Below are 21,491 nucleotides of genomic sequence, written 5' to 3'. Positions count from 1 at the left end.
ATCTATATTTTGTGGCATGTCCAGCACTTTTGGTAAAATTTTTAGCGTTTCCACTTGGGGCGAATCCCACGGTCCGGCAGTCGGTTCGGTCCTGGACGGATGCCCCGCAGGTCTCGAAATCTCCGAAGAGGAAATCCAGGCGGAACTCAACCGCCGCCGCCCCGGGCAGGGCAAGATGACCACCGCCCGCGACGAAAAGGACCAGGTCAAGATCCTTTCGGGCGTCTTCGAAGGCAAGACCACCGGTACCCCGATTTCGTTCGCCGTGTTTAACGAGGACCAGCGCAGCCATGACTACGCCGAGATCCAGAAATGGTACCGACCGGGACACGCGGACCTGTGCTACGACCTCAAGTACGGGTTCAGGGACTACCGTGGCGGTGGACGCAGCTCCGCCCGCGAAACGATCGGCCGCGTTGCCGCCGGCGCCGTCGCGAAAAAGCTCTTAAAGCAGGTGAACGGCACCGAGATTATCGCCTGGGTGAATTCCATCGGCGAAGTCGACTGCAGCCCTGTGGACCTGAACACCCTCACGCTTGAACAGATCGAGGAATCCCCCGTGCGCTGCCCCGACAAGGAAGCGAGCGCCAAAATGGAACAGGCCGTACTCGATGCTCGCGCGAACGGCGACAGCATCGGCGGCACCGTATGCCTCCTGGTCAAGAATCCTCCGGTGGCGCTGGGCGAACCAGTGTTCGACCGCCTGGACGCGCTACTCGCGCAGGCGATGCTGTCGATCCCCGCCTGCAAGGGATTCGAAATCGGAAGCGGTTTCGCCTCGGCACGCATGCACGGGAGCAAGCACAACGACGAACTTTATTTTGACGGTCACCGTTACCGCACCCGCTCCAACAACGCCGGTGGCAGCCTCGGCGGCATCAGCAACGGCGAACCCATCTACTGCCGCATGGCCTTCAAGCCGACCGCCACGATTTCACAGGAACAGAAGACCGCCGGTCGCGGTGGCGAAAACGGAACGCTCGCCGCCCGCGGGCGCCACGACCCTTGCGTCGCCGTGCGCGCCCCGGTGATTGTCGAAAGCATGGCCGCCCTCGTCCTTGCGGACCTGTTCTTGCAGCAGAAGCGGAACTGTTTGTAGCAGACGGCGGCTATTGGATAGAATGAAGTCTTCCTGGAACGAAAATTCCCTAAGCATTCATGCTTCGTCTTGTTCTAGCCATTTGCTATCGAGCCCTCTACCGATTGCATCACGCAATTTGCCTTAGGCCGGGGAAACCGCTGAGACATTCGCGGCTTGTCGTTGTCGGAGCCTACCGCACCGGTGGCGCGGGAAAGACGCCCTTCTGCACCTGGCTTGCAGAAACACTTTCTGCGCATGAGAAACACGTCGCCATTCTCTGTCACGAATACGCCTACGACGAAGCGGCAATGCTCCGGGAACATTTTGCAGGAACTCCCCGTGTCAAAATCTTTACGACACGCAACCGTTACCGTCTCGCCCACGAACTGGACCGTTCCAAGGAATTTGACTTCATCCTATGCGACGACGGCTTCGAAGACAGCAGGCTCGTCGGGGCGACCACCTTCGTGCTCCTCTGGGAAAACGCACCCACGCACCTCTGCGAACTGTGGCCGCTAGGAAATGCCAAGAGTCTCGCCAAAGACCACAACGGTCACCACTCTGGTCACACCGTCGAAATTCGCTGCAACGGCACCGCACCAAAAATCCGATTTGCCATAAACAACATAACAAGCAGGAAAGGCGAAGATCTCAGGAGCGTTCAGGGCCCAGCATATTACAAACAAATAAACATCTTCTGCGGAATCGGAGACCCGGAGCGCCTTTGCAACGACATCCGGGAACAGGGCGTCACCATCTCGGGAAAGACATTCTTGAAAGATCACGACCGCCTTTTTTCAAAAAAACTGCAAAGGGTCCTGCAAGAAAATCCGCAAAGCGCCTTCGTCATCACCGAAAAAGACGCGGCGCGCCTTGAAAAAGCCCCCGAAAAGCCGTTCCCGTGGCCCGACAACCTCTATATTGCCCGCCAAAAGACCATCGTAGACAAGACCCTGGCCCATCGCATTTTGTACGAATTGTTAAATTCATAGTGAATTTACACGAAGGATTGGGAAATGACTTTAACACAACGCATCCAGGAATTGCTGCAGAACCTCTGCGTCGACTTTCCAGAAAGGGAATCCTGCCTCAGGCTAGGGTTCCTGGCCGCTGTCAACAACGAGCCTTTCTACCTTTACGGCCGAACCGGCTCGGGCAAGAACCTTCTGACCAGCCGTCTGATATCCGCGTTCAAGGACGCCAGGGTATTGCAGGTCGGTTCACGCCAGCATGACTTTCCGGCCAAGGTCAACACCTTCGACCTAATCATTTTCCAGAACTTCAACCCGATTGACGATTCCACCAAGGAAAACGTCCGCAACGCCCTGCGATACAGCAACAACGCCACCGTCATCCTGAGCAGCGACATCCGTCCCGAAAACGCCATGGGTCGCGCCGAAATCGCCGACGAGATTACGCTCACCATTTCGATGCCCGACAGCCTGAGCCCCGAAGCGCTCTGCTCGCTCCTGCAGAACCAGGGCAAGCTCCAGAACTTCCATATTCCCGAAGAGCTCGCCATTTCCAACGAAGAAAAGCTCTCCTGGAAAGAGGAAATCAAGAAGGTGGAACTTTCGGAGGACACTCTCGCCCTCGTCGGAAAAATCGCGGAACTGGGCTCGCAGAACGGAATCTACGTGCCTATCAGCAAGTGGCTCGCGCTCACCAACATGGCAAAGGCTATCGCCTTTTTCAACGGACGCAACAAGACCACCTTTACCGACACGCTTTTCCTCGGAGGCCCCATCTGGGGTCGTTCCACTTCGAACAACATCGTCATGGAAAGCTTCAACGGCATCGTGAAAACGGTCATGCTCAAGGACCTCGCGAACCTTGCCGAAAACGCCTACGACGCCGAAGGCCTGTATCGCAGGGTCAAGTCGACAATACACAGCAGCAACAACTTGTACGAAACCAAGGAATTCAACGGCGAGCCCTGCATCTGTTACCGCGTGACCGTGGCGGGCGAACCCGCCCCGCTGTACGTGCCCCTGCGCTATATCGAAACCGACGAGGACTTCAACCCCTTCAACGAACTCCGCCAAATAGAAAAGCACGTGCGCTGCAATTACCACGGAACATCGAGCTGCACCATTTCCATCGACGCCGCCGTCAAGGGAACCGGGCTCCGCAACAACATGTCCCGCAACGGAAACGCCCCCACCAAGTTCGAGGATTTCGCGACGCTTCCGACCTACATTCTCCGCGAAAACGACCCCGAGGTCGCCAAGCAGAAAAAATTGCAGCTGGAAGAATTCCGCAAGGAAGCCCAGTCGCAAATGGAACAGCAGGCGAAAATCCTCAGGACGCTCCGCGACATCTACCAGGCGAACAAGGTTTACCGCACCGACCTCTTCTGCGACATTCCGCTGTTCGACAAGATCCAGGGCGACCTGCGTTCACTCTTCGACATGGTCAACGGAATCGCGACCAAGCTGAAGGAAACGCTGGAACTTTACAAGTAATCGAAAATCTTCTATAGATTGCAGCGAACAAGTTCGCCCTAGTCTCTCAAAATCCCGTCGATATCGTCGGGGACTTCGGGGCGCATCACCAGAAGTACGGCGTTCTGCGAAATAATCACGTACTGTTCGCCGTCGATTTCAATTTCATGACCGCTCGCGTGCAGGTAGAGGGCCTCGTCGCCTTCCTTGACCTGCAAGGGCAGGTACTTCACGTTTTCGGGATTTTCGCTGCGGAAAATTTCGTCGCCGTCCTGGTTCACGGGAATCGGATAGCCCGGCCCCACGCGCACCACCAGGCCCGTATGCACGGCATCGCGCTCCTTCACGCTCGGAGGCAGGTACAAACCGCTTCCGGTCTTGTTGGAAGCTTCCAGGGGCTTGAGAAGGATACGGTCACCGATGACCACGACATTCTTTAACGGATTCAGCATAGCGACAAAGATAAAATTTCATTCCTTTTGCTATAATATGGAATATGATTTTTGTCGTGCTCTGGAGCGTCATTTTCACCTTCCTCGCCATCTACCTCGGGCGAAGTCCCAAGGTGCGCGGGTGGCTCAAGCTCCTTGGCCGCAACCGTAGAATCTGGCGCGTCACGATTGCGACCGCGGCAATCATTACAATCATCGCGACAACCTACCTGCTACTCCCCGCCGCACACCGGCACCAGACCGACGAAAGGGAACTCTTCGAGGAATTCGCCGCCGAAGCGGTGCTCAAGCTGCACACCCTGCAGAAAGTCACGATTGACTCCACCTGCGACCTGACGCACCCGAAACCGGAACTCGCCTACATTCTTCCGCTGATTATTGCGGCCTACAACAAAATTGTGGAAAAACCGACGCGGCCCGAGCTCACGCGTCTCGACGACACGCTCCACTTCACCATGTACGGCTACAAGCAATTCAAGAACCGCGGAATCCGCCTGAACAGGGCCCTGCAAAAGAGGCTTGGCAACCGTTACACAACCCGCATCGAAAGCGAAGAATCGACCCACACCTTGATTGTCACCTACAACGGAGCCCCCTGGGACATCGAACAGTTGACGGCGCTCCCCGTCATGGACGCCGCCCAAAGCAACCAGGTGGACGCGGCACTGCTGATGTCCCTGATTCGGCACGTATCGAATTTCGATTTTGACTACCGCGGACAAAAGGATTCCCACGGATTGCTCGCCCTGGATGACGGCGAAGGTCTACAGCAAATCTACATCGGGGCCGAACGGCTAAGCAAGCTCCTGAAGGTCGGCATCAGCCAGGAGAACGCCATCGCGACCTTCTATCCCGATCCCGAAATCGGCGCCAAGCCCGAAAACTGGAACCAGTCGCCGCTCACCAAGAGCTGGGTGGACCAGGTCATGGCCGATATCCAGTTCTACAAGGCGAACGGGATGAAATAAAATAGTTTGAGTAGAAATGGAGATTCCCGCCTTCGCGGGAATGACATTTCAATATTAATGTTTCAGATGCAGCTTGCGAAGCACCTTTCCAAGAAGTTCGTTCAAGATGTCCTTCGCATCCTTGCTGCCCAGATAACGCTGGACGATAAGCGTGAGCGTAAACAGCAAAATTCCCGCCGCACAAGCGTAAACGACAAGCACCACGAAGCTTGCGTTACGGACAAATTCACCCGACACGCGGTCAAGGCCAACAGCCGCCGCAATCATGATGCCGAAAGCGACCAGGGCACGCACCATGTTCAAAAGCGTTTCCTTCATGCCGTCGGTGCCGTTCTTTTTCGCCCACATGACAATCATCGCAATCACCTGGAGAATGGCACCCGTCGCACCGACAATCGGCACGCTCTTGATGCCGAGACCCGCCTCGGGGGCGCCGAGCAGGATGTAGGCAGGAATCGTCGCCGCGAAGATGCCGGTATTGAGGAGCGTCGGCACCCACATGCGTTCGCAGGCGTAGAAGCTGCGCACCAGCACCGCCTGCAAGCAAAGGCCGAGGCTTACGGGTAGGTACCAGCGGAGAATTTCGGAAATGGCCTCGGTGGTTTCGCGCTGGAAGGCACCGCGTTCAAAGAGGATACGCACCGCCGGAAAACTGAGCGCCCACACGGCGACCACCGCCGGAATCAAGATGCAGAACATGCGTGAAAGGCTCTTCCAGATTTTGCGGTTCAGCTGGCCGAAATCACCTTCTTTTACGAGGCGAGCCATGTCGGGATAGCTCGTGACGCTCACCGAGAATCCGAAGACCGCCACCAGCGTGTACATCACGCGGTAGGCGTAGTTGAGGCTCGAAATGCCTCCCGTACCGAAATTCGCCCCGAAACTACGGATAATGAATTCGAGGCCGAACATGGAGCCCACGCCCAAGGACATCGGGAGCATCATCTTGAAGTAGCGTACGATATCGGGGTGCGTCGGCTGCACCAGGAGTTCATAATGCACCCCGCCGCGCCGGGCGCCAAAAATCTGCAGCGCGAAGAATCCGATGAAGGCGCCCACCGGCACGCCCCAGGCGAATCCTTCGAGGCCGTATTCCGTGCCGGTGAACTTTTCGAGCGCGATTCCTAAAGCACCGCCGCCCACAATCGCCACGTTATAAATCAAGCCAGTCAACGAAGGAATCAGGAACTGCTTGCGGGTATGCTGCACGGCCACCAGAATGCTTCCGACAAAAATAAATACCTGTCCCGGCAAAATGATGCGGCCATAGTAAGTGGCGCGCTCGATCAGTTCCGGCGTGGCCCCGTCGACGGTCAACAGCTGCAAAAGCTCCTTCATCCAAATAAATGCGGGCACCACCAAAATCAAGAGCGCAATCCCGAAGGTGTTCAGTACGTTACTGAAGAACTTCCAGCCGCCCTTCTCGTCGCCCGCCACCTTGTATCCGGTGAAAATCGGGATGAAGATAATCGAGAGGAACCCGGTACTCACCACGTGATTCAAGATATCCGGAATCATGAAGGCAAGGTCCAGGGCGTTCTTCTCGAGCGACACGCCCGCGGCATGCGCCAGGAGCATTTCACGGAAAATTCCGAGCACGCGGCTCAGGAGCATCGAAACGGCAACGATAATAGCGGCTTTATTCATAGACTAGTCGACGGTTGTAGTAACGTCATCCAGGAAAAACATAGAAAAGTGAAAGACTCACTAGTTGGAGGGGAAGGCCGTTGAAGATAAGATACGTCATCCCAGAACGAGCATCGGCCAAAGACGAGGTCCTTGCTCATGTCATCCTGGAGCGAACGAAGTGAACGACGGGATTCAGGATGATGCCCCCACTTACGTCATCCTGGAGCGAACGAAGTGAACGACGGGATCCTGGATGATGCAGACAGAAGGATGTTGGCATTTACCCAATGGGCGCGTTCTTTTCTCTTTTGTATATTTGAGATATGAAAAAGATTCTCGCCGCTTTTTTCTCGCTCGCCGCAATTTCATTTGCCGCCAACGTCCAGATTCTCGACCCGACCGGAGCGGAATTTGCGCCGGACGCACCGAACATGGTCCAGTCCATCGTGCGCGCCTCCGTGAGCGAGACGGGAAACACGCCCGTCGAAAGTTCAGCCGAAATCCAGCTGCGTACAAGCGTCATGACCATGGGCAGTTCCTTCGTCGTGGTCTGTGAACAAATTAACAAAGGAACGATTGTCGGAAGCGGAAGACAGAAGGCGAACTCCATCGACAACCTGGACTATGCCATCGACTGGGCCGTCAAGGGAGCCCTCGCAAACCTCGCCGCTGCAAATGCCAACGCACAGGGCGCCCCTCAAAACGGCAACTATGCAAACAACGGCTACTACCAGGAACCGCAGCAGAATGTCGTCGTTGTCGTCCCGGCCGAACGCTACGAGCAGCGCAACAGCGACCCGAACGACAATTTCGCGCACAAGCGCCCCACCCGCAACTATGTCAGCTACGGTCTCGGCGCAGCCCTTTGGCACAACTATGACTTCGTCGAAAAGAGCTGCAAGGGCGACTTCGCCTGCCACGAAAAATACGACACCGACCGCACCTGGGAACAGGCATTCGTCTTCCACTACGCCCGAATCTTCGAGGTAATTCCGCAGGCCGCAGTGACCATCGTGAACAATATGAACCTCTCCTTCGGCGACGAATGGGAGTGGCACGAAACCTTCCTCCTGGGCGGGCGATTCTTCCCTAGCACGGGAGTCGTCACGCCGTTCATCGGCGCAGGAATCGGCCTCGGCATCCAAACCGACAGCCACTACTACGACGGGGACGAAGGTTTTGCCATCGGCCTCGCGGGAGGAGCCGAACTGGGAATCATCTTCTTCCGCAATTCCGCGACGCAGCTCGAAATCGGCTTCGCGTGGGACGCCCTGTGGGACGGCTTCGAAAGCTTCGACCGCCGCTTCGGTGCAGGCAGCGCCTACATCGCCATCAACTACTAACCGAACCTCATTTAAACGAAACGAAGCGCGGCACTCCCGCGCTTATTTTCATTTCTGCGCTTATTTTATGAGCGGCGGCAACACCCACCGGCTTCTACACCGCCATCTTGAGCGCGTTCAGCGGACTGTCGCGCCGAATCTTCTTGAGCTGCTGCAGGCGCGACACGATAATGCCCGGGCGAATCTGGAAGCGGCGCGAAAAGAACTCGATGCAGGCTTTTTCGGCAAAACGCCCGCAGCAAATCAGTTCGCATTCTTCCGCCTCGGTCATCAGGAGACCTTCGGCGACACGGTTCGCCTCGACGCAGCCATTCTTCGCCGTGGCAATCATCCCCGCCACCGTTTTCGGCGCAAGCAGGCAAGGACGCTTGCTGTGCGACTGCAGGATATGCCCCATGACATGGTAAACCGACTCCATGAATTCACCGTCGCTCGCAGAACCCGTCGGCAGCTGCACCACGGGCCGCAAACCCCGCCAGAAACAGGCCGCCTTCGGAGCGGGCGCCATAATGAACGAAGGAACCTGCAACACCGCGATGTCGCATTTCCGCAGGGTATCGACAACAATCTGGCGCAAGTTCTCCTTGAGCGGCAAGGCGTTCCTGCGCAAGAATTTTAAGTTGTTTGCAATCACGTCGCGACAGATGAAAAAATCCGACGAAGGGCGCGACACCTGAATTTCTCCCAGGCGAATCCATGCGGAATAGACCTGCGGATTGACCGTTTCCAAGGCGACGGAATACGCCTTATTCCAGCCGTCCAGCGAGGCGACCCCCATAAACTTCATGATTTCGCGGGGAAGTAGTCCCGACTTGAATTTCCTATTGAAAGTCAACCCTTCGGTCATGCGGATGTGGCCCAGCCGCTGCAACTCGCGAATCGGGAATCGCTGCGCCCAGTCGACCACCTCCGCCGTGCAGAAACGCCTCTCGAAAACCTTACGGGCCTGCGCCAGCGCCTCGCTGTCTACCGGGTCAACATTCCAAAGGACCTCCGCCGGGGTTCCCAGCAAAAATTCCAGTTCGCACATTTTCACGAACGAAAATCCATCGGCGAGCGTCCTGCGGGAATACCCGAGACGCGCAAAAATATCCTCCTGCGCAAGCCCCTTGAGCTTCATTGCCCCGCGGACCGACTCGTTAAAAATTTCATTCGTCGTAGGCATACCCTCACAATATAAAAAAGGTCCGCCACGCATTCAAGCCGGCAGACCTTCCAATTTCATTTTTGTCAAAAACTACTCGGTGGCAGTTTCCAGGCCCTTGATGCCGATATAGCGGACCTCGTTCTTGCTGTTCACGATAATCGCAAGACCCGTCAGGTAATTGACCCACCAGCGGCCCCTCTTGTAGCGGATAGAGGCGGTCTTGTTGGTCGCCCAGGCAATCAGGGGCACGACAAATTCATCGTGGCTGATAACCACCTTCGCCTTAGGCATTTCGGCATAGTCCTTGATCAGGTAAGTGTTGATGACTTCGCGGCTGCGTTCTTCCAGGTCGTAGAAGGCGTCGGCGAACTGACCGTCGTAGGCCCAGAGCGAAACGATGACGCTCGTGTTGGTATCCTTTCCGGTACTGCTAACATAGGAATCACGGAGATCCTCGTCCTTGATGAACCAGCCACCGGTCAACTCGGAAATGGTGTCGGAGACAAAGCTGTCGTCGCAAACCTGCACCTGGCCACGTCCCAAGGCGATATTGCAAGCCGTTTCCTTGGTGCGCACATAAGCCGTGTGGGCGTATACAAACTCGTCGGCACTGACAAGTTTCTGCCCCACGGACTGCGCCTGCAGAATCCCGTTCTCCGTCAGCGGAGTCTCGCGACCTACACCAGATTCACGTTCGGCATGTCTCAGCACAAAGACCACCTTTTCGTCGGGGGCCACCGTGTGGAAAGCGTTCGCGATATCGGCAAAACCAATGCTGTCGTAAACCAGTTCTTCGGGGACAAACGGACCAGCCGGATCGACAGGATCGGAACCCGAATCCGAGCTGAGCGGCACACCGTCAACCGATGCAGAAGATTCGATTCCCGGAATTGCAGGATTGGCCGAATCAGAAGGATCGACCGTAGAGGCAGAAGAAATCTCCGTCGGGACAGGCGGCTGGGCCGGCGTACTTTCCGAATCGGAGGAACAGGCTGCCCAGAAAAAAGCGGGCACAGCGAGAACAAGCAAATTCTTTAACTTCATAGTAACAATTATATATTATTTGGGGCTTTCCTGCTAGACAAATCAGGAAAGATTTTATTTACAGAGTTAGATATCTTTCCCACTCTTGGCGCAAAACGCGAGCACGACAAACGCCCCGGCGATAATCCCGATCAGCGGAAGGTCGGCCTGCCCGCGCAAAAACATCTTCAAGAAACGCACCGCCTGCGACGACATGAACGCATACCCCGCGCTACACAGCACCACGAACAACGCAAAACGCCCGACGAACGGGATACTCCGCGTTATCTTCTTAAAATAATTGTTGATGTGGCCACCATAAATGATAAGCAAGGTAGCGACAAGACCCACCGAAATGGAGTCCATGTGAAGGCGCAAAAAATTCGCGAAATGGTGAATGTAGGGCTGCATGCAGTAAATATATAAAACTGCAAGGATTAGCCGTAAACAAACCCGAGAATTACCGCAACAGCGACTAAGACCACAATCTGCTTGACAATGTAGATATCGTTGGAATTCATGTCCCTAAATTACAATTTTAAAAGGGCAAAATAAATCTTGTAAGAAACGAATAATTTTTACGGATGTAAACATGTGACGAAGATTACACCGCCACACGATTTTCGACCCGAAATGCAGAAATAAGTCCAAAGGCAACTGCAAGACTCTTACTTCAGCAGTTCTTCGGGAACGCATTCGGCCATGGCCTCGTAGGCTTTTGCGCTAGGGTGCAGATGGTCGCCGGAATCGAACCCATTGCTGAACTGTTTCGGGTTGTCGTGACCGCGCACAGCCTTGTCAAAATCGACACAGCCGTCAAAATCGGGTGCGGTGCGGAGCCATTCGTTGAACGCCATGCGGATGATATCGCGATTTTCGTTGTAGGTGCGCCAGCCGTAAATCGGCAGTAGCGTGCCGCTGTAAATCTTGAGGCCGAGCTTGCGCGCATGCGTAATGTAAAGCGTGCGGACTCCGTTGATGAGGTCATCTGCCGTGGGCATGTCGCTCCACGGGCGGAACTTGTTGACTTCTACGCCGACAGGATGAATGATGTCGTTGATGCCGTGCTGCACGATGACGCTACGGGCGCCCGCCACGTTCATCTCTATCGGGAAACGTGTGGCACCCTTGAGGCCGTAAGCGGCGTAGGTGATGCAACTGTATTCGCGAAGAATGCGCGTGCCGCTTACTGCGCGGCGGATGATCGCCACATTGTTAAAGCCCTCGCGTGCGCAACGCAATGTGAGATAATCGGGCCAGTCCTGCGCCGTAATGGAATCGCCGAAACACACCAGCGCAAAATTCTTTTCTTCGGTGAAAATGTCGATGGTGTTGAGGAAAAAAATCCAGTTCGTTTTGCGCGTTAAGTCGTCGGGGAGTGTCGCGGATTTTGCGAAGTTGCCGTAGCTGTACTTGCCGCCCGAAAGCGGGCCCGTGATGGCCGTGCCGGCGTTCATCTGCGTAAAGTCGGCGAAGTAGAGACTTACATCGAATGTTTCGCCTGCGGTCACGTCGAATGCGATCTCATCGCTCAAGATTTCTTCACCCGCGGGAATCGTGCCAGAAGTGCGCCCGCCGAATGTAATTGCTGTAGGCGCGTACTCTATGTTGCTTGATGCATCGGATAACTGCCCGCGGGAATCAACGGAATGCTGCGAGGACGGCTCACAAGCTGCTAAATTCCGCGAGGGCTGCGCGGAGCTCGCCGGGGACTGCGCGGCATCTTTAGCAACATACGCCTCGCTAATCGTCACGGGTTCCGTACCGGTAAGGTTCGAAAAATGGAACCGCAACTTGTTCCCCGAAAAGCACGCGCGAATCGGGTAACGGAGCGTCAAGTCCTTGGCGTAAGTCGCCTCTTTGCGATCTGTGATAGAGGTGGCGTTGCCCCAGCAGGCCACCCATTTCGAAAATTTCCCTGGCATATTGAGTCCGCGAATGATTGCAATGAGCAAAAATAGAAAAATGTAAATCCGCTATACCAGTCGGCAAATCGGCAGCAGATACAAGAAGCATGCGCACAGCACGGAACTTGCAGGGGCATTGGCCGCGGCAAGCACCATCGCCGTCGCAACCGACCACGGCACAAGTGCAATCACCGTCACCGCCGTATCATAAAGATCGAGCGCGTGGGATTTATTCTTGACGATTGTAGTCGGCATGTCGCTGGATTTATCCGCATCGCACAATTTTGTTGCGCCCGGTGCAGAATTCGTGTCAAGATTTTCCGTGAGTTGGTGAGTCAGAATGATGGTGAGCGTCTGGTTGCAAACAACGCAGGCCGTAACGCAAGAAGCCACGAGCGTCGCAAAAAATGAATTTGTCCTGGCCGCGATTCTTTCGATCGCAGATTTTAGGGGCGCAAGCATCCCGGTCTCCTTGAAAATTCCCGCATAGCACCCCGCAATAACCACAATCCAGAATACATTCAGCATCGAAAGAAGTCCGCCGCCATTAATCATCGGCGCAAGTTCCGGAGTGTGGGCGTGGAATCCAAAAAAAACTGCTCGCAATACATCAGCAAGGGAATGATTTTCGACAACAAAAGCAAGCGGTAAAGCCGCGAGAGCGCTCAGGAGCAACACCCGCGAAGACCTCAACCGGAGTACGGATAAAATAATCATCAAAACCGCAGGAAGAATGCACCACGGCGAAAGACTGAATTCCTTTGCGAAAAGCGCCCGCACCGGTTCCGCCGAAAAAACACCCGCAACATCGCTTGCCACGCTTAAAACACCCGCAGCGCTAATGCCACTTGCGTAAGTCGAGTCGCCCGCCACCCCGCTTAAATCATTCGCGAAACCGCCGAGACCAACAACCAAATAAACCGCGCAACTCAAAAGTAACGGGAACCAGGTGGTTTTAAGCATCTGCCGCACATTCGCATAAATATCCGTATTCGTGATGTTCGCCGTCAAAAGCGCCATCGAAGAAATCGGCGAAACCCTGTTCCCGAAATAGGCTCCCGCCAAAATAGCACCGCCCACCCAGCAAGGCGAAATACCGAGCGCATGCCCCGCCGTCGCGCAAACCACGCCTACCGTTGCCGCCGTACCAAGCGCAGTCCCCGTCAAGAGCGACATCGCGCAATTCAGCAGGAATACCGCGAGCAAGAAACCGCCACCGTGAATAACCTTCACCGAATGCACCACCATCAGCGGGATTACACCACCCGCCCGCCACAAGGCCGTCAACAGCCCGAGCAGCACAAACAAAATAAGAATTCCCTTCGCCGTGACAATGCCGCGCCCGCACATGGCAAGCACACGCCGCACCCCATACCCCCGCACCAGCGCATAGCCTGCAAAAAGCGCAAGCCCCGCCAACATGGCAAACACCAGTTTCACCTTGAAGGCAAGCGCCGCCACCAAGACCGCTATGAACAAAAGAAGTGTACAAAGCTCAAGAAACATCGAGAGGTAAATTTAGATAAAAATGGAGGTGTGCGATGCGCACTTGAAAATTATAGATTTTTCAACGAAAATAGCGGCAAATCGCGAAAGTAGATGAAATTTCTCTAAAAACGGCTGTTTAAGGAATTGGCTATTCCGACCCAAGATAATTGCGGAATTCCCTGTAGTTCTGTTCGAACCCGGGGCGGCAGAATATCGCGAACTCGATAGTCTTGAAGGCGAAAATGTATTCCTTGATAACCTCGGCAGAGGCGGCCGCCACGACCTTCGGATCGTTCATGAACGCCCCGCAGCCGAACGCGCCCAGCACGATGTTTTCTACTTTGTTCAAAACGGCAATATCCAGGATGCGGCGGAGCCGCTTGATGTGCAACTGCTTGAGTGCATCGTCCGTAATGCTGACATCTCCATAGCGCAGGTTCGGTGCCGCACACGTGATGACATCCACGCTGTACCAGTCCGTTTCGCCCAGCAGTTCGGGGGCCGAGACATCGGTCTTGAACACGGTCACTCCCGGCGTATAGATGCAGTCGTCGGTATGCAACGCAGTTCTGTTGCGGCGATGCGGCTCGTAGAAGAGCTCCCACATCTTTTGGTCGGTAAGGCAGCTGTACAGGGTGGAACACCTGCAAAGGCATTCTTCCTGTGCGCCCGCCCCAGTCGTGACGCCACCGCCCGGGTGCGATGCCGATGCGAAGTTGAGTACCGCGACCCTGGTGCCCGCATACGCCTGCGCCGCCTCGAATGTGCGTTTTTGCGAAACGATGACCTTGGCCCGCTCCGCATGGATATTCCGGCTGTCGATGGCGACGCCCTCGCATTCGCCCGTGAATTTCTGCGCCCGCCTTGACTGCGCGATGGATTCGCGGAGCCGCGCGTTTGTGCGACAACGTTCCGCCGTGTCGTTGAACACGGTGACATTCAATTCTCTATAATTGATTTTGTTCTGCATACTTTTAATATCGCTTTTTTGCGGGGAAATGTCAAGGGGAGGGGGCGGCTTGCTCTGTGCGGAATACGAACTACACGAAAAAAATTCTATATTTCCACTAGTACCAACTTACGGAGACTGGATGCTGTTTAGCAAATTTTGGTTCATTGTCTAGGGCCTTGGGAGACATTCCTTGGGCCGTCTTCCAAGGCGATTTTTATGCCCGTCATAAAAATTCAACCTGGAGATAAACAATGAAAAATTACACTATCCGCACGGAACAACCGCGCGACTTTAAGACCGTCGAAAACCTTACCCGCGAAGCATTCTGGAACGTGTACCGTCCCGGATGCACCGAGCATTACGTGCTGCACTGCTACAGGGGCGAGCCCGACTTTGTGCCGGAACTCTCGCTCGTGCTGGAAGTGGACGGCGAAATCATCGGGCACGTGATGTACGCGTGGTCGCACATCGACGCCGACGACGGGCGCAAAATCCGCATGATGACCTTCGGGCCCATCAGCATCCGCCCCGACTACAAGCGCAAGGGATACGGGAAAACATTGCTCGACCATTCCATGCGAATTGCCGCCGAAATGGGCGCGGGCTGCCTCCTGATTTGCGGGAACATCGCGTTCTACGGCAAGAGCGGTTTTGTGGTCGCGAGCACCAGGGGAATCCGCTATGCCGACGACCCCGAAAGCGACGCGCCTTACTTCCTCTGCAAGGAACTGCAGGAAGGGTTCCTCGACAGAATCACCGGCAGCTACCGCGATCCCGAACCGTACTTTGTCGCCATGCGCAACCCCGAGGCGTTCGAGAAGTACGATAAGGAGTTTCCGTATAAGGAAAAGCTAGTACTGCCCGGGCAGTTAGTGTAAAACGAAGGGCGTAGGGGGAGGGGAATGCCTTCCCCTCGCTCCTGGCACATGTCATCCCCGCGAAGGCGGGGATCTCCTAAAATGAATGCGTCAGGAGGAATTCTTCTGGCGCTTTTCTTTATTTCTCATCTTGCAATAACTTCTCGAATAGTGGGCGATACACTGCGATATCTTCTAGCTGCATGATGGTCGTGATCTTGTTGCCTGCATCCTTGCTCGACGCCCCGCAATGGAAAAGCTTCTCATTGGTGGTTCCGAAATCCAGGTAGATGTACCTGTCGTGGAATATGTTCCCCGTGGCACGAACATCGCCAAGTTCCACATCCGGACGTGCTGCCCTGAAGTCGGCCAGCATGCTCTCGGTCAGGCGGGCACGTCCATGTTGTTCGCTGAAAATCTTGACAGAAACACCCTTCGCCACGCATCGCAATAAATCGAGGGTCTTTACATCCAAGTAGTCGTCCACAATCAGCACCGACCTCTTCGCCATGCCGTAAATCTGCGTGTAAGCGACATCGGCCTCCAGGCGTTGCCCGTTCAGAATCAAAAAGTGCTTGAAAGTACTCGGATCGACGAAATTCGCCATGACCTTTTGGACATCATTAGATAATTGTTCGATTCTCTGATTTTGGGCGGAGTGGGCCGTATTGACAAAGAAATCTACGCGCTGTTCGACTGCTGTAAGTCGGGTATTGACGTTTTCAATCAGTTTTTGTTGAGTCTGGGGTGCCAGCATTCGCTGATTTACAGCGTAGCCCTTGAGCATGTACTCTTTCAAAATGTTCAAAGCCCATTGACGAAAGCGCGTGCCCTGGATTGATTTTATGCGGTAACCTACAGAAATGATGACATCCAGATTGAACCATTTGGTCTTATAGCATTTTCCGTCAGAGGCAGTTGTCAAGTATTCCTTGACAACTGAATTTCTGTCAAGTTCCCCCTCTTTATAGATATTGGCTATATGCAGGCTGATATTCTGCTTTGTGGCATGGAAAAGCTCGGCCATTTGCGCTTGAGTAAGCCAGACACTCTCGTTCTCGACACGAACTTCGATGTGAAATTCACCGCCCTCTGGCTGGTAAACGACAATTTCGTTCTTTTCTACAGCCGGCACTATATCCTTTTTCTTCATCGTCAACTCCTCTGGCATACAAGCGAAAAATGCCAAAGACTATACACTTGCGCACTAAATATAGATTCAAGAATCTAGTTTGTCAATAGGATCGTGGTAAAAAAACTCGTTGCCAAATGCAAAATCGATATAAAAAATATCGAAAACCGGTTTGATTAAGCGAAAAATGGGTGGATAATCTCAGAAATAGGTCGTGCGCTTATCCCTATAATAGTTTATATTCCTTTATGTACCGCACAATGCGGTGGTTAATTTTTATATGGAACAGTACTTTTTTAATAATATGTCCGAGAAGGTCGTGGATGACCTTCGTAAAACGGTCGTTCCTGGTTCCCGCCTGTCTATTGCCGCAGCAAGTTTTTCCCTATATGCTTTCGAGACTTTGAAGGATGAACTCTGGAAGATTGATTCTTTGCGGTTCATTTTTACTTCAAGGACATTTGTCAAGAAACAGGTTTCAAAAGAAAGTCGCGAATTTGACATCTCCCGTAACGCACGAGAACAAGCACTCAACGAGGAACAGTCTGCCCGCGAGCGTTCGCTGTTTGGTAGCGAATTTGAATTGAAGTTGCGCAACCAGCTGAACCAGAAAGCGATTGCGGTGGAATGCGCCGAGTGGATTCGCCAGAAGGTAAAATTCCGGACGAACATAACCGACTTGAACTATCAGACGTTCATGCATGTAAAGCAGCCCAATGATGACGCGCTTTATACGCCGTTCAACGAGTTTTCGGCGGTGGGCCTTGGTGTAGAAAAGGGCAACAACATTTCCAATTTCAGCATGAGGGTTTCGGCCCCTCTTTCCAATGACTATATCAACAAGTTTAACGAATGTTGGTTTGACGAATCGCAGTTTGAAGAAGTGACCCAGGCAGTCATGGATAGCATTGCTACGGTCTATAAAGAAAATTCTCCCGACTTCATTTACTTTGTAACGCTCTACAATATTTTCCATGAATTCTTGAACGATATCAGCGAAGATGTTTTGCCGAATTCGGCGACGGGTTTTAAGGAAAGCGCCATCTGGAAAAAGCTTTACAACTTCCAGAAAGATGCAGCCCTTGCCATCATCAACAAATTGGAAAAATACAACGGCTGCATTCTCGCCGATAGTGTGGGTCTCGGCAAGACATTCACGGCGCTTGCGGTGGTCAAGTATTACGAGAACCGCAACAAGAACGTGCTGGTGCTTTGTCCCAAGAAGTTGAACAACAACTGGATGACCTTCAAGAACAATCAGACGAACAATCCGCTTGTCACGGACCGTTTCCGTTATGACGTGCTGTATCATTCGGATTTGTCGCGTGATTCGGGGAGCACGAACGGCCTTGACTTGAGCCGCATTATTTGGAGCAATTACGACCTTGTGGTGATTGACGAATCCCATAATTTCCGTAATGGCGGCACGGCCACAGGCGATGATTTTTCTGCCGATGAATTTGACGATGATATCGACCGCAAGGAAAACCGCTATCAGCGTCTGTTGAATCAGGTCATTCGCAAGGGCGTGAAGACGAAGGTGCTGATGCTTTCGGCAACGCCGGTGAACAATCGCTTCAACGATTTGAAGAACCAGTTGCGCTTGGCCTACGAAGACGATTCGGAAAAGATGGATTCTTTGCTGAACTTGAACAATGGCATTGATTCCATTTTCAAGCAGGCGCAGAGTGCCTACAATGCGTGGGTAAAACTCCCGGCCTCTCAGCGAACTACGCAGGCGTTGCTTGAAACTTTGGATTTTGATTTCTTTGAACTGCTTGATTCGGTAACGATTGCACGTTCCCGCAAGCATATCGAAAAATTTTACGACATCAATGAGGTGGGCAAGTTCCCGGAACGGTTGCCGCCCATTTCGGAATCTCCCGACTTGACCGACGTGGCGGGGATTTCGTTCGATAGCATTTATCTGCTTTTGAGCCAGTTGCAAATGAGTGTGTATAGCCCGGCGCGATTTGTGCACCCGAGCCGTATCGAGGGCTATATCGACAGTTCCGAAGAAAAGGATTTGTTGCTTGGCCGCGAAATGGGCATTCGGAAACTCATGAGCATCAACATGCTCAAGCGCCTGGAAAGTTCTGTCTATTCGTTCAAGCTGACATTGGACCGTTATCACGAATTGGTTCAAAAAACAGTTGACAAGATTGAGAGGTACAAGAAGAGTATTGATGCGGGCAACGCGACTGCGGATGCAGATATTATTTATGATATCGATAGCGCGATTCTAGAAGATGACGAATTTACCGTCGGCAAGGATGTGCACTTCAATTTGGCCGATATGGATTACATTGGCTGGCTGAACGAACTTCGCCAAGAATTAAATGTGCTTGCGCAGCTACAAAAGATTGCCGAGCAGCTTTCGCCTGAACACGATTCCAAATTGCAGACCCTGTTTGCAAGAATCTGCAACAAGATTGAAAACCCAATCAATCCTGGGAACAAGAAGATAATCCTGTTCACGGCGTTTGCCGATACGGCGAAATATCTTTACGAACAACTTGCCGAGAAACTGCTCCAGAAATACGGAATCCACTCGGCACTTGTAACGGGCGATATGGACGGCCGCACGAATCTCCCGAAGTTGCGCGCCGATTACGATACGATGCTGACCTATTTTTCGCCGCAGTCCAAGGAACGTCATTTGCTCAGGAACATTGTCCCGGGCGATATCGACTTGCTGATTGCGACGGACTGCATTAGCGAAGGCCAGAACTTGCAGGATTGCGAATGCCTGATCAATTACGATATCCACTGGAACCCGGTGCGCATTATCCAGCGCTTTGGCCGTATAGATCGTATCGGCAGCAAGAATGCAAAAATCCAGCTGGTGAACTTTTGGCCCAACGTGAGCCTTGACGAATACATCAACTTGAAATCGCGTGTGGTTGCCCGCATGAAAATTTCGGTGATGACCGCGACCGGCGACGACAACCCCATCAGCGCCGAAGAGAAGGGCGACTTGGAATACCGCAAGGAACAACTGCGCAAGTTGAAAGAAGACGTTGTTGACCTTGAAGACATGAAAGGCGGCGTGAACATTGTGGATTTGGGCTTGAACGATTTCCGCATGGACTTGCTGCAATATCGCGAAACCCATCAAGAAGTCGAGAATGCGCCTACGGGAATTTTTGCGCTCGTGCATTCCGACGAAACAGGCGAATTGCCGCCCGGCGTGATTTACATTTTGCGCAACCGCAACAACGCCGTGAATATCCGCAGCAAGAATCGTCTGCACCCCTTCTACATGGTTTACCTGAAGCAGGACGGCAGCGTCGTTTGCAACCACCTTTCGCCGAAAAAGATTCTTGACCTGATGCGCCCGCTTGCCGCGGGCTTGCCACGCCCGACATAGCACTCTGCAAGGCCTTCAACAAGGAAACTGCGGACGGGCGCAAGATGGGCAAGTACAGCGACCTTTTGCAGCAGGCAATCGCCTCGATTATCGAAGTCAAGGAAGAATCCGATATTGACAGCCTCTTTGGCGAAGGCGAAACCACCGCACTCACCGGCGAAATCCGCGGCTTGGACGATTTTGAACTCGTGACATTCCTGGTAGTCAAATGATAAACCTGCCCTCTTCGACATTCGTGGGCAAGGTGGTGCCCAAGGAAAAATTCTATAGCAAGTGCGCCGTGAATACGGCGACCAAGAACCTTTTTGTCAAGTATGTGGAACAGATTGTGTGGCAAAATAAGCTGACCGCGCAGACCATGGCCGCAGAAAAGGGCTTGCTGGTGAACGAAATCGACGTCTTTGAAGTCAAAATGAAATCGTTTGATTGCCCGCGCAAGTTATTCGAGTTCATCGACCAGAATTTGCACCACCACAACATATTTGTCTTGACTTATGACGACAAGGCGAAACTCTTCGTGAACTTCAAAGAAAAAGAGAAGGACGAAACCTTTTTGGAATCCTTTGAAACGCCGTGGATGCCTGCTGACGAACCCGCATTTAATTTGTCCGGCAGCAATATGGACGAAATCTACGAATCCATCGTCTGCAGTGCCGCCTCAGATTACGTCATTGCGAGCGAAGTGAAGCAATCTAAAACATCATTAAAAGACTATATTATACAAAATAAACAAAACGCCAAAATCCAAGCCCAAATCGAAAAACTGGAGAAAAAACTCGCCAACGAAAAGCAGTTTAACAGACAGGTGGAGATAAGGGCGGAGATAAGGAAATTGGAAAAGGAGATGAAAACATGAAATGTCTTTCTATTATTCTAAACTATATAGTAAATAAGGCGGTAGATGTTTATATGGGGTTGTGTTCGATAAGCTTGATTGTGGCAGTATATTTTGTAAAGGAAGACGATTTTTTTATAAACATTTTTGAACACAAAGAGTTTTTTTCTTGTGTGGTATATCTTGCTGTTTCCATAATAATGGCGTATATTGGACTGTTGCTATTGAAAAATAGACCGAATGATTGTATAAACAAAGAAATTAAAATAATTGATTTGAGGACCAATTCCTTTCTTCCTAATTATTTAGGATATTTCTTTGTTGCGTTAAGCGTGTCTAGTGATTATGCCATTATTTTTGTTTTGTGTATTATATTATTATTCGTAATTGCATCTAATGTACATTACTTTAATCCATTCTTTCTTTTGTTTGGATATAAGTTTTATCATGTAGAGACCTCTATAAATACGAAAATATTTATAATTTCAAAAAGAAACATTAGAACTAATAATAGTAGTGGATTCAACCAATTGAAAAGAATAAACGATTTTACATTTATAGAAATTGGAGGAGTAAAATGAATAATTTCGTATTGGCAAAAATTCGTGGTGAAAATGACTCGCGAGTTTTGGTTTCTGAAATTTTAAATGATATGCCAGAAGAAAAGAGAAGTAATGTTTTTGCCTATATCAATGGCTATGTTCCAACCTTAAATTATTCAGAGGGAGCATTTACCATATCCTCAGATGAGGATTTGAAAAATTTGTTATATGGTATTGATGAACGTTTTTATACAACACCTATTGGTCAAGAACGTCGCATAGCTCGTTCTATAAAGAAACTGCCCATACAAGAATAGAGGA

The 21,491-nt window shown here is 52.3% G+C and carries 18 protein-coding genes and 1 pseudogene; 10 read left to right on the top strand and 9 right to left on the bottom strand.

The window, feature by feature from the left end:
• The first annotated feature begins 16 nt into the window (after window positions 1-16).
• The 3 genes from aroC to Q0P86_RS05760 are packed head-to-tail and all read left to right on the top strand — an operon-like array spanning window position 17 to window position 3,546.
• Window positions 17-1,099 carry a chorismate synthase gene (gene aroC / locus Q0P86_RS05770; protein WP_295037987.1) on the top strand — a complete coding sequence of 361 codons (1,083 nt, stop codon included), beginning with the start codon at window positions 17-19 and terminating at the stop codon, window positions 1,097-1,099.
• 59 nt (window positions 1,100-1,158) lie between these two features.
• Window positions 1,159-2,073, top strand: a complete 915-nt coding sequence (locus Q0P86_RS05765) for a tetraacyldisaccharide 4'-kinase (protein ID WP_290991521.1) — start codon at window positions 1,159-1,161, stop codon at window positions 2,071-2,073.
• 24 nt (window positions 2,074-2,097) lie between these two features.
• Window positions 2,098-3,546: a hypothetical protein gene (locus Q0P86_RS05760; protein ID WP_291022441.1), complete on the top strand. Its 1,449-nt coding sequence runs from the start codon at window positions 2,098-2,100 to the stop codon at window positions 3,544-3,546.
• Window positions 3,547-3,584: 38 nt separating this feature from the next.
• Here Q0P86_RS05760 and Q0P86_RS05755 read toward each other — a convergent pair whose 3' ends face one another.
• Window positions 3,585-3,977, bottom strand: a complete 393-nt coding sequence (locus Q0P86_RS05755) for a co-chaperone GroES family protein (RefSeq protein ID WP_290991516.1) — start codon at window positions 3,975-3,977, stop codon at window positions 3,585-3,587.
• A gap of 44 nt (window positions 3,978-4,021) precedes the next feature.
• On the opposite strand from Q0P86_RS05755, the gene Q0P86_RS05750 reads away from it, so the two are divergent.
• Complete coding sequence (locus Q0P86_RS05750) at window positions 4,022-4,945, top strand: hypothetical protein (RefSeq protein WP_290991513.1); 924 nt, start codon at window positions 4,022-4,024, stop codon at window positions 4,943-4,945.
• Window positions 4,946-4,999: 54 nt separating this feature from the next.
• Here the strand turns inward: Q0P86_RS05750 and murJ are convergent, their stop codons facing one another.
• The gene (murJ, locus tag Q0P86_RS05745) at window positions 5,000-6,592 is read right to left on the bottom strand and encodes a murein biosynthesis integral membrane protein MurJ (RefSeq protein WP_290991511.1); all 1,593 of its coding nucleotides are present in this window, start codon (window positions 6,590-6,592) and stop codon (window positions 5,000-5,002) included.
• Window positions 6,593-6,897: 305 nt separating this feature from the next.
• Here murJ and Q0P86_RS05740 point away from each other — a divergent pair, with 305 nt between their 5' ends.
• The gene (locus Q0P86_RS05740; protein ID WP_290991508.1) at window positions 6,898-7,917 is read left to right on the top strand and encodes a hypothetical protein; all 1,020 of its coding nucleotides are present in this window, start codon (window positions 6,898-6,900) and stop codon (window positions 7,915-7,917) included.
• A 94-nt stretch (window positions 7,918-8,011) separates the two neighbouring features.
• Here Q0P86_RS05740 and Q0P86_RS05735 read toward each other — a convergent pair whose 3' ends face one another.
• From Q0P86_RS05735 to Q0P86_RS05710, 6 genes are all read right to left on the bottom strand, one after another.
• Window positions 8,012-9,082, bottom strand: coding sequence for a hypothetical protein (locus Q0P86_RS05735; protein WP_295037982.1), 1,071 nt, complete (start codon window positions 9,080-9,082; stop codon window positions 8,012-8,014).
• Between the two features lie 72 nt (window positions 9,083-9,154).
• Window positions 9,155-10,108, bottom strand: coding sequence for a histidine phosphatase family protein (locus tag Q0P86_RS05730; protein WP_295037981.1), 954 nt, complete (start codon window positions 10,106-10,108; stop codon window positions 9,155-9,157).
• A 66-nt stretch (window positions 10,109-10,174) separates the two neighbouring features.
• Complete coding sequence (locus tag Q0P86_RS05725) at window positions 10,175-10,498, bottom strand: DUF3392 family protein (RefSeq protein WP_072980531.1); 324 nt, start codon at window positions 10,496-10,498, stop codon at window positions 10,175-10,177.
• Window positions 10,499-10,755: 257 nt separating this feature from the next.
• The gene (locus tag Q0P86_RS05720; RefSeq protein ID WP_297342232.1) at window positions 10,756-12,012 is read right to left on the bottom strand and encodes an SGNH/GDSL hydrolase family protein; all 1,257 of its coding nucleotides are present in this window, start codon (window positions 12,010-12,012) and stop codon (window positions 10,756-10,758) included.
• A 51-nt stretch (window positions 12,013-12,063) separates the two neighbouring features.
• A complete protein-coding gene (locus Q0P86_RS05715; RefSeq protein WP_295037977.1) occupies window positions 12,064-13,500 on the bottom strand; it encodes a Na+/H+ antiporter NhaC family protein in 1,437 nt (478 codons plus the stop codon).
• A gap of 130 nt (window positions 13,501-13,630) precedes the next feature.
• Window positions 13,631-14,452 (bottom strand): TIGR02452 family protein, encoded by an 822-nt coding sequence (locus Q0P86_RS05710; RefSeq protein ID WP_294114014.1) that lies wholly within the window; start codon window positions 14,450-14,452, stop codon window positions 13,631-13,633.
• Window positions 14,453-14,685: 233 nt separating this feature from the next.
• On the opposite strand from Q0P86_RS05710, the gene Q0P86_RS05705 reads away from it, so the two are divergent.
• Complete coding sequence (locus Q0P86_RS05705; RefSeq protein WP_295037975.1) at window positions 14,686-15,312, top strand: GNAT family N-acetyltransferase; 627 nt, start codon at window positions 14,686-14,688, stop codon at window positions 15,310-15,312.
• Between the two features lie 118 nt (window positions 15,313-15,430).
• On the opposite strand, the gene Q0P86_RS05700 is transcribed toward Q0P86_RS05705, so the two are convergent.
• Window positions 15,431-16,444, bottom strand: a complete 1,014-nt coding sequence (locus tag Q0P86_RS05700) for a RhuM family protein (RefSeq protein WP_294114010.1) — start codon at window positions 16,442-16,444, stop codon at window positions 15,431-15,433.
• Window positions 16,445-16,703: 259 nt separating this feature from the next.
• Here Q0P86_RS05700 and Q0P86_RS05695 point away from each other — a divergent pair.
• From Q0P86_RS05695 to Q0P86_RS05675, 4 genes and pseudogenes are all read left to right on the top strand, one after another.
• Window positions 16,704-20,005 (top strand): annotated as a pseudogene (locus Q0P86_RS05695) (helicase-related protein).
• Window positions 20,002-20,649 carry a DUF4391 domain-containing protein gene (locus tag Q0P86_RS05685; RefSeq protein WP_295037969.1) on the top strand — a complete coding sequence of 216 codons (648 nt, stop codon included), beginning with the start codon at window positions 20,002-20,004 and terminating at the stop codon, window positions 20,647-20,649. The pseudogene Q0P86_RS05695 and the gene Q0P86_RS05685 overlap by 4 nt, the downstream one beginning before the upstream one ends.
• On the top strand, window positions 20,646-21,209 hold the full coding sequence (locus tag Q0P86_RS05680; RefSeq protein WP_295037967.1) for a hypothetical protein: 564 nt from the start codon (window positions 20,646-20,648) through the stop codon (window positions 21,207-21,209). Before Q0P86_RS05685 ends, Q0P86_RS05680 begins: the two co-directional genes overlap by 4 nt.
• Window positions 21,206-21,487: a hypothetical protein gene (locus Q0P86_RS05675; protein ID WP_295037965.1), complete on the top strand. Its 282-nt coding sequence runs from the start codon at window positions 21,206-21,208 to the stop codon at window positions 21,485-21,487. Before Q0P86_RS05680 ends, Q0P86_RS05675 begins: the two co-directional genes overlap by 4 nt.
• Window positions 21,488-21,491: the final 4 nt, after the last annotated feature.

Origin of the sequence: uncultured Fibrobacter sp., assembly GCF_946062555.1 — a bacterium.
Taxonomy (GTDB): Bacteria; Fibrobacterota; Fibrobacteria; order Fibrobacterales; family Fibrobacteraceae; genus Fibrobacter.
Note: the sequence above shows the minus strand (reverse complement) of the source record. Positions and strands in the feature narration are given on the sequence as shown.